We start from the raw sequence: 8,242 nt of genomic DNA, 5'->3' as shown, positions 1-8,242 counted from the left end.
GGTTGCGTCCTTGGAAGTGGTGTAGCGGGTGGGACCTGTTCCGGGGGTTTGTCCCGGCGTCCGGGTTGGTGCCCGCATAGAGAAACGGCCACCGGCTGATCTTCGAAGTGACTAAGCCTCGAAGGAGATCAGCACGATGACCGCACCCGACAGTCTGCCCCTGCGCGCCCTGACCGAGGAGAACCTGGCCTCGGCGAGTCCCGATCTGCTGCGTCAGATGGTCAAGGCATTCGCCGACGCGTTGATGTCCGCGGACGCCGACGCGGCCTGCAACGCCGCATACAGGCAGGTCAGCGACGAACGCGTCAACCAGCGCAATGGCTACCGCCCACGCGAGTGGGACACAAGGGCCGGCACGATCGAGCTTGCGATCCCGAAGCTGCGCTCGGGCAGCTACTTCCCGACCTGGCTGCTGGAACGCCGCCGACGGGCCGAACAAGCCCTCATCTCCGTGGTCGCCACCGCATACCTCCTGGGCGTCTCCACCCGCCGCGTGGAAAAGCTCGCCGAATCGTTGGGCGTCACCCAACTGAGCAAGTCGCAGGTCAGCGCGATGGCCAAGCACCTTGACGACCAAGTCGCCGCGTTCCGCAACCGCCCGCTGGACACCGGCCCCTATGCGTTCGTATGGGTCGACGCCCTCACCCAAAAGGTCCGTGAGGGCGGCCGAATCATCAACGTGCATGCGCTGGTCGCGGTCGGTGTCAACGCCGACGGACACCGCGAGATCCTCGGCATCGACGTCGCCACCTGCGAGGACGGTGCCGGCTGGCTGGCGTTCCTGCGCTCGCTGACCGCCCGCGGTCTGTCCGGCGTCCAGCTGGTCATTTCCGACGCCCACACCGGCTTGGTCGGTGCGATCGCAGCCGTCCTACCCGGCGCATCGTGGCAACGCTGCCGCACCCACTACGCCCGCAACCTGCTCTGCCAGGTCCCGAAATCCGCCCAGCCATGGGTGGCCACCCTGCTGCGGACCGTCTTCGAGCAGCCCGATGCCGAGGCCGTCCACGCGCAGATGAGGCACGTCCTGACCGCCCTGGAGGCGAAGTTCCCCAAGGCCGCCGAGCACCTGGACGCCGCCCAGCACGACGTGCTGGCGTTCGCCGCCTTCCCGCGGGAGGCATGGCGGCAGATCTGGTCGAACAATCCGCAGGAACGGCTCAACAAGGAAATCCGGCGCCGCACCGACGTCGTCGGGATCTTCCCCGACCGCACCGCCCTGATCCGCCTGGTCGGCGCCGTCCTGGCCGAACAGAACGACGAATGGACCGAAGCCCGCCGCTACATGAGCCACGAACTCCTCGCCAAGACCAGCCACCCGAACGAGTCAGACACCACCGAACCCGCCCTGCCCACCGAACTCACCGCATAGCCTCACCACAAGATCAGCCGATGGCCGTCAATACACCACGCCAGCGGACGTGACCCCGTCCCGACGTCAGACGCGCCCGGAGTCCCTGCAGATCCATCTCACCCCCGCATCGGATCGTGCCGTCCGCATAGACGAAGAGATCAGCCGGGTAATAGCCCGCATACGACGTGGTCCACACGTGGCACCACGCCCCGTCGATCCGTTCCCCATCCACCAGGCGATACGTCGGCCTCGTCCATGCCATGCCGGCAGCGTAGCCCGGGCGCTCCTCAGCCCGATCAGGCCGACCGCTCACCGGCGCACACGGCTCCGCCCCGACAGGCAACACGGCGACGCCAAAGCCACCGTGGTGGCGGTGGAGAACACTGCGGCAGGATCCGTCCGGTGTCGTCCGTGACCGCTGCGGACGCGGCCACGACCGGGCTGTTCGGCGCGGGTCAGGCGGTCGCGGTCTGCTGTGCGCCGGTGGTGCTGGCGGCGAGCCAGGTGGTCCAGTCGAGGGTGAAGGCGGCGTAGCCGTTGTCGGCGGGGACGGGGCCGCGGGGGGTGCCGGTGACGGTGACGGGGTCGCCCTGGTGGGCGTGGGCGTAGAACCACTGGGAGTCGGCCAGTGACAGGTGGATGCAGCCGTGGGAGCCGGCCTGGCCGGGGTTGGGGTGGGCGGTGGAGTAGTGGACGTAGGTGCCGCTGGTGGTGAGCCGGACGTCCCAGGGCAGCGTGACGTCGTAGTAGTTGACGCTGGCCGGATCGCAACTGATGTGCACGCTGCAGGACGTCATGTGGACCGAGGGCGCCTTGTCCATCTCGGCCATGGTGCCGTCCCAGGTGGGGAACTGGGCGCTGCCCGCGTCGATCGGGAAGTGCTTCTGGCGGACTCCGTCGAGGTAGACGTCCATGGTGTGGGCGGGGGCGTCGACCTTGGTCTCCCAGTCCGCGCCGATGGTGAAGGCGTGGTGGTAGTCGTGGGTGCCGTAGCGGCCGTTGCCGTCGCCGACATCGGTGAGGCGGGCGTCGACGGCCACGTGGGTGCCGGAGGGCCAGAAGTGGTGCGGCCGCCAGTCCGCCCTGGTGCTGCTGAACCAGTGCCAGGCGCCGGTGACCGGGGTGGACGAGGTGACCTTCAGCGCCCGCTCGACCGCCGCGCGGGCGGTGCGCGCGACGGGGTGGGTGAACCGCACGGATATGGGCATCGCCACGCCGACGGTGGCGCCGTTCGCCGGGGTGATCGTGTCGAGCAGCAGGGGCGGTCCCGCGGGGCGGGTCGGGGAGGGGCGGGTGGCGGCCGGGGTGGGGTCGGCGGAGCCGGTGCCGGTGCCCGGCGTGCCGCCCGTCGAGGCGCCGGGCGACGGGGACTGCGCCGACGAGGAGCCCGGCCCGGCGGCCTTGGCAGCGGCGTCCTGGCAGGCGGTGGCGCCCAGCAGCACCGCGGCGGCGAGCACCGCCGCGCCGATGTGCCTGGCGTACCCGCGGTGCCCGCGGTGTCCGCGGTTCGGTGCCGATCGTGCGTTCCGTGCCATGTTCCCCACGCTCCCGTTGAGTTCCCCTGCGCGTCGTCGCCACGCGGCCGTTGCCGCGTGCTGCCGCGCCCTCGTGCCAGTGGGAGATGCCGACCGCACCGGAAAGGTTGGAGCCCTGAACGGCTGTTCCGGATCTGTGACAAACACCCCTGCGGATCGCGGGCGTTGACGGCGGCGGTGCTCGGGACGGGCGCGCTCTCGACGGGCCCGCGCCGCCGCCCCTGAGTGCGGGACGTCGCCTGCCGGACTCAGCGCTGCAGCCAGCTCAGCAGGGCCGTCGCCGTGAACACCGCGCCCGACGCGAGACCGACCGCGCGCGGGGTCAGCCACCCAGGGCGTTCCCGGGACTGGGACTGGGGCTGGGACTGGGACTGAGGATCGGGCTGCGGGGCCGGCGCCAGCAGCGCGTCCGCGAAGGCCTGTGCGGTCGGCGGCCGGTCCGCCGGCTCGACGGACATCGCGACCCGCAGCAGCAGGGCCACCCCCGGCGGCAGCTCCTGGCCCGCGGGCAGCGCGGGCAGCGTCGATCGGGCCGGCTGGTCCGTCATCAGGGCCGTGGCGCGTCCGCCGGTGCCGAACGGCTTCTGGCCCGTCAGCAGCTCGTAGGTGACGACGGCCAGCGCGTACACGTCGGCCCGCCCGTCGAACCCGCCGGTCTGGAAGGCCTGTTCCGGCGCCATGTACGCGGGCGTGCCCGTGGTCACCGTCAGCCCGGACGCGTCGGCGAGCTGCTTCGCGCTGCCCAGATCCGCCACCAGGACCGCGGCGGGCGCGGCGCCGGTGGCGAGCAGCAGGTTGGACGGCTTGACGTCGCGGTGCACCACGCCCGCCTCGTGGAGGACCTGGACCGCGTAGCCCGCCTCCGCGGCCAGCCGCAGCGCCTCCTGCGGGCCGCACCGCCCGACCCGGTCCGCCAGGGTGCCGCCGCGCACGTAGTCCATGACGAAGTAGGGGCGGTCCTCCTGCACCCCGACGTCGTGCACCCGGACCACGCGCGGGCTGGCGATCCGGCGCAGCAGCCTCGCCTCGGCCAGGAACCGCTCGCGCACGTCGGCGTTGGCAGCCCAGTTCTCGGCCAACACCTTCACCGCGACCTCGGTGTCGAGCTCCGGGTCGTAGGCCTTCCAGACCGTCGCGAAGGAGCCGGCTCCGAGCCGGTCCAGGAGGAGGTAACGGCCGAGCTTGCGCATGTGGCAGCATTCTGCCGGAGTCGTCGGGGGTGGGAAACTCCCGTTCGGCGAGTGGGACGCGACAGGGGCAGGACGGGGGGGGTCCGGGTGTTCGAGGAAGGCGAGCTGGAACGGCTCGTGGCGGCCGCGCAGGCGGGCGACCCGGGGTCGATGGAGTACCTGCTGGCCAAGCTGCGGCCGGTGGTGCTGCGCCGCTGCTCCCGTTTCCTGCCGCACCACGCCGACGCCGAGGAGGCCGCGCAGGACGCGCTGCTCTCCATCAGCACGCACCTGGGCGAGTACGGCGGCCGCGGCTCCTTCCTCGGCTGGGTGACGGTGATCGCGTCCAACGCCGCCCGGTCCACCTACCGTTCGATGCGCCGGCGCGCCGAGGACAGCCACGCCGACCTGCCCGAGTCCGTGGACCCGCGGAGCACCAGCGTCATCGCCGGGACCCGGCTCGACCTGATGGAGGCGCTGACCGCGTTGGAGCAGCAGCACCCCACCCTGGTGGAGTCCTTCGTGCTGCGCGACCTGGGCGACCTCACCTACGTCCAGGTGGCCGAGGAGGTGGATGCCCCGTTGGGCACGGTCAAGGACCGTATCCACCAGGCGCGGCACTTCATGCGCGAGCGCCTGGCCGGCGATCGGTGAACGGCGGTCCCGGGGCGGCGGGCGGCGATGCCGCGGCGGGGGGCGGCCGCACCGCCGTCCGGGCCCGATACGCCGTCCGGCCCCGATCCGCCGTCGCCGCCCTGGTGGCGGCCGCCGCGTGCGGCCTGGTGACCGGCCGTTTCGTCCTTCCACCGCTCCCCGGCGCCGCGCACCCGGCAGCGCGGTCGGCCCCGGCCACCCAGCACGTTCCGGCTCGCGCGACGGCCGGCGCGTCCGCCACGCCACCCACACACTCGGCCTCCGGCACCGCGCCCGCGGCCGGCCCCGGCTCCGGCCCCGCGCCGAAGGCAGCCACCGGGCCGGTGACGACCGCCGACCTGCTGGACCCCGCGGCGTTCGGCACGGTCGGCATCACCGCGCCGATCCATGCCAGGGACCGCTTCGGCGACGGCGCGTACGCCAACTCGGCCTGCACCGGCGAGAAGACGCTCACCCAGACGCTGGGCGGGCCCGGCGCCCACTTCCGCGGACTGATGACCGGCACCCGCACCGCCCCGGGCGACCCCACCGTGGCCCTGCGCCCCGCCGACCAGGTGGCGCGCGAGGTCGCCGCCGAGGCCCAGAACCCCGCCCTGGCACAGAACTTCTTCGAGCGCCTGCTGCTCGAGGAGGTGCCCTGCCAGGACGAACCTCCCGGCCACTGGGTCTACGGCAGGACCACGACGCTGGAGCTCGGCCCCGGCCTCAGCGCGAGCTGGATGGGCACCTACCAGGGATCCCTCAACACCACCGGCACGGCTCCCGAGGGCAAGGAGCCCTGCGGCGGCATCGCCGTGCTGCGCAGCGGCAACCACTACGGGGTGCTGGAGGTCGACGCCTGCCTGGGCACGGCCGCGGTGTCCGGCATCGTCAGGACCGCTCTGTCACGGCTGTGAAACAGCCGCGCAGGGCTCCAACTTTCCCTCCGCCGGCGTCATCTCCCCGGTTGTACGAGGACGCAGCAGGCGTCCCGACCAGCAGGGGGACCAGATGACCGAGAACCAGCCCGTCCGGCAGAAGACCGTTCGCCGCAACCGTGTCGTCGCCGCGGCCTGCGTCACCGCCGCACTGATCACGGCCGGCGTCGTGGGCACCCAGTCGGCCACCGCCGACGGTGCCGCGCACAACGCCGGGCGCAACGCCGCGCACCGCACCGCGGCCGCCGCCCACTCCGTCGCCGCGCGGCCGGCCGCGGTCGCGGTCGCCGCGCCGGGACTCGGCTCCGCCGCCCTCGTCCAGAGCGAGGACTTCTTCCAGCAGGGCCTCGGTCCGGTCGGTGCGACCGTGGCACTGAGCGGGCGCCAGGGGCTCTCGGCGTGCTCGGGCGAGGAGACGATGCGTGACCTGACGCAGGGCAGGGCCACCGCGTACGCGTCGGTGACCTGGACCTTCGACACCGAAGGCCTGCTGATCGAGTCGGCCGCGAGCGCGTCGACCGGCAACGCGGCGAGCACCTACGAGAAGCAGCTCGACGCGCTGGTGCGGGACTGCCAGGACGAGCCGGCCGGCCACTGGCACTACGGCGCGGCCCACGCCTTCACCGCCACCGGCGGTACCGGCCACTGGTACACGTCCTTCAACGGCGACGGCACCGTCACCGGCGGTGTCGCGGTCCTTCGCAGCGGCACCAGGGTCGCCGTCGTCGAGCTCACCGGCCAGCCCACGGACGCCCCTGCCTACGTCAAGGGAATCGCCACCGCGGCCCTGAACCGCCTCCCCTCCTGACACGGGGTTCCCGCGCCGCCCGGTCGCCACCGTGCTCGGGCTGCTCGGGGCTGCTCGGGGCTGCGAGGAGTCCTCAAAGACGGGTCGCGGCCCGGACGAGGGCGGCGACCGCCCGTGAGCGGCTGTGGGGCGGCCACGCGATCACCGTCGTCACTGTCGGCGCGTCGGCCACGGGGACGGCGACCAGGCCGTCCCTCAGCTCGGCGCGCACCGACTCCGGCAGGATCGCCGACGCCCGGCCGAGCGCGATGAGCTGGAGCAGTTGCGTGTGGTGGTGCACCGGCGGGCCGGCACCGTCCGGGAAGGTGCCGTCGGCGTGCGGCCAGCGGGGCAGGGGCAGGCCGGGCAGCGCGGCGACGTCGGACATCCGCACCCGGGCCCGGCCGGTGAGGGGGTGCCCGGCCGGAAGGACCACGACCTGTCCCTCCGCGTGCAACTCCTCCGTGTCGAGCCCGGCCGTCGAGTCGAACGGCCGGTGCAGCAGCGCCACATCGGCCCGTCCGTCCCGCAGCAGCCGCTCCTGCTCGCCGATCCCGCACAGCATCACGTCGACGGCGACCGCGCCGGGTTCGGCCGCGTAGGCGTCGAGCAGTTTCGCCAGCAACTCGCCCGTCGCCCCGGCCTTCGTGACGAGGACCACGCCGGGCTGGCCGGTCGGCGCGAGAGCGGCGCGGCGGGTACGGCGCTCGGCGGCGTCGATCGCGTCGAGGGCCGCCCGCCCTTCCCGCAGCAGCACCGATCCGGCCTCGGTGAGGGTGACACCGCGGCTGCCGCGTTCCAGCAGTGCGGCCCCGAGCCGGCGTTCGAGCTGCTGGATCGCCCGTGACAGCGGAGGCTGGGCGATCCCGAGCTGCTGCGCCGCCCGCCCGAAGTGCAACTCCTCGGCGACGGCGACGAAGTACCGCAGCTCCCTCGTCTCCATGCCGCCACGCTACCTGACGCCGCCTCGGCGCCGGACGGAATCACCGCAGTGAGCTGGTCCGATACCGGGGAGGTATCGCCGCTTACCCAGACGGTGTTGGCCGCGGCGCTCAGGTGCGGAACACGATGGACCGCATGAGCGGACAGACGATCACGCTGGTCACCGGCGCGAACAAGGGAATCGGATACGAGATCGCGGCGGGCCTGGGCGCCCTCGGCTGGAGCGTCGGCGTCGGCGCTCGGGACGAGGCACGCCGGGAAGCGGCCGTCCACAAGCTGCGGGCGGGCGGCGCGGACGCGTTCGGGGTGCCGCTCGACGTGACGGACGACGCGAGCGTGGCGGCCGCCGCCCGGCTGGTGGAGGAGCGCGCCGGCCGCCTCGACGTCCTGGTCAACAACGCCGGAGTGACCGGCGGCATGCCGCAGACGCCCACCACGGTCGGCCTCTCGGCCGTACGGACGGCCGTGGAGACCAATGTGATCGGCGTCATCCGCGTCACCAACGCGCTGCTGCCGCTGCTGCGCCGTTCCGCGTCGCCGCGGATCGTCAACATGTCCAGCAGCGTCGGGTCGCTCACGAAGCAGACCACTCCCGGCGCCGAGACGGGGCCGATCTCCGCGGCGTACGCACCGTCGAAGACGTTCCTCAACGCCGTGACCGTCCAGTACGCCAGGGAGCTGCGGGACACGAACATCCTGATCAACGCCGCCTGCCCCGGCTACTGCGCGACCGACCTCAACGGCCTCCGCGGCGTACGCACCCCCGCACAGGGCGCGGCGATCGCGATCCGGCTCGCGTCCCTCCCCGACGACGGCCCGACCGGCGCGTTCTTCGACGAGGACGGCGTGGTGCCGTGGTGACCTCGGCACCGGGTCTCACCGAC

Annotated in this window: 9 protein-coding genes; 5 read left to right on the top strand and 4 right to left on the bottom strand. The window is 73.0% G+C overall.

The features are described 5' to 3' along the window. Positions 1–136: 136 nt before the first annotated feature. Positions 137–1,372 carry an IS256 family transposase gene (locus tag BMW99_RS33545; protein ID WP_069463909.1) on the top strand — a complete coding sequence of 412 codons (1,236 nt, stop codon included), beginning with the start codon at positions 137–139 and terminating at the stop codon, positions 1,370–1,372. Between the two features lie 13 nt (positions 1,373–1,385). Here the strand turns inward: BMW99_RS33545 and BMW99_RS43340 are convergent, their stop codons facing one another. From BMW99_RS43340 to BMW99_RS33530, 3 genes are all read right to left on the bottom strand, one after another. Then, entirely contained in the window at positions 1,386–1,616 is a 231-nt protein-coding gene (locus tag BMW99_RS43340) for a DUF7638 domain-containing protein (protein WP_075018118.1), read from the bottom strand. 193 nt (positions 1,617–1,809) lie between these two features. Beyond that, positions 1,810–2,889: a L,D-transpeptidase gene (locus BMW99_RS33535; RefSeq protein WP_079176271.1), complete on the bottom strand. Its 1,080-nt coding sequence runs from the start codon at positions 2,887–2,889 to the stop codon at positions 1,810–1,812. Between the two features lie 248 nt (positions 2,890–3,137). Next, positions 3,138–4,079, bottom strand: coding sequence for a serine/threonine-protein kinase (locus BMW99_RS33530; RefSeq protein ID WP_075018117.1), 942 nt, complete (start codon positions 4,077–4,079; stop codon positions 3,138–3,140). Positions 4,080–4,166: 87 nt separating this feature from the next. Between BMW99_RS33530 and BMW99_RS33525 the strand changes: the two genes are divergently transcribed. The 3 genes from BMW99_RS33525 to BMW99_RS33515 all read left to right on the top strand — a co-directional run bounded on the left by BMW99_RS33525 (position 4,167) and on the right by BMW99_RS33515 (position 6,437). Continuing rightward, on the top strand, positions 4,167–4,712 hold the full coding sequence (locus tag BMW99_RS33525) for an RNA polymerase sigma factor (protein ID WP_075018116.1): 546 nt from the start codon (positions 4,167–4,169) through the stop codon (positions 4,710–4,712). Positions 4,713–5,035: 323 nt separating this feature from the next. Then, positions 5,036–5,608 carry a hypothetical protein gene (locus BMW99_RS40940; RefSeq protein ID WP_141726428.1) on the top strand — a complete coding sequence of 191 codons (573 nt, stop codon included), beginning with the start codon at positions 5,036–5,038 and terminating at the stop codon, positions 5,606–5,608. A 94-nt stretch (positions 5,609–5,702) separates the two neighbouring features. Beyond that, the gene (locus BMW99_RS33515) at positions 5,703–6,437 is read left to right on the top strand and encodes a hypothetical protein (RefSeq protein ID WP_069466560.1); all 735 of its coding nucleotides are present in this window, start codon (positions 5,703–5,705) and stop codon (positions 6,435–6,437) included. A 73-nt stretch (positions 6,438–6,510) separates the two neighbouring features. On the opposite strand, the gene BMW99_RS33510 is transcribed toward BMW99_RS33515, so the two are convergent. Beyond that, positions 6,511–7,359 carry a LysR family transcriptional regulator gene (locus BMW99_RS33510; protein WP_069466561.1) on the bottom strand — a complete coding sequence of 283 codons (849 nt, stop codon included), beginning with the start codon at positions 7,357–7,359 and terminating at the stop codon, positions 6,511–6,513. Between the two features lie 134 nt (positions 7,360–7,493). Here BMW99_RS33510 and BMW99_RS33505 point away from each other — a divergent pair, with 134 nt between their 5' ends. Beyond that, positions 7,494–8,219, top strand: coding sequence for an SDR family oxidoreductase (locus BMW99_RS33505; RefSeq protein ID WP_069466564.1), 726 nt, complete (start codon positions 7,494–7,496; stop codon positions 8,217–8,219). Positions 8,220–8,242 lie beyond the last annotated feature (23 nt).

Source organism: Actinacidiphila rubida, from assembly GCF_900110255.1.
Classification (GTDB): Bacteria; Actinomycetota; Actinomycetes; order Streptomycetales; family Streptomycetaceae; genus Actinacidiphila; species Actinacidiphila rubida.
Note: the sequence above shows the minus strand (reverse complement) of the source record. Positions and strands in the feature narration are given on the sequence as shown.

Coding starts and splice junctions, on each gene's coding strand:
- BMW99_RS33545 (WP_069463909.1), top strand. CDS start 137: ATGACCGCACCCGACAGTCTGCCCCTGCGCGCCCTGACCGAGGAGAAC.
- BMW99_RS43340 (WP_075018118.1), bottom strand. CDS start 1,616: ATGGCATGGACGAGGCCGACGTATCGCCTGGTGGATGGGGAACGGATC.
- BMW99_RS33535 (WP_079176271.1), bottom strand. CDS start 2,889: ATGGCACGGAACGCACGATCGGCACCGAACCGCGGACACCGCGGGCAC.
- BMW99_RS33530 (WP_075018117.1), bottom strand. CDS start 4,079: ATGCGCAAGCTCGGCCGTTACCTCCTCCTGGACCGGCTCGGAGCCGGC.
- BMW99_RS33515 (WP_069466560.1), top strand. CDS start 5,703: ATGACCGAGAACCAGCCCGTCCGGCAGAAGACCGTTCGCCGCAACCGT.
- BMW99_RS33510 (WP_069466561.1), bottom strand. CDS start 7,359: ATGGAGACGAGGGAGCTGCGGTACTTCGTCGCCGTCGCCGAGGAGTTG.
- BMW99_RS33505 (WP_069466564.1), top strand. CDS start 7,494: ATGAGCGGACAGACGATCACGCTGGTCACCGGCGCGAACAAGGGAATC.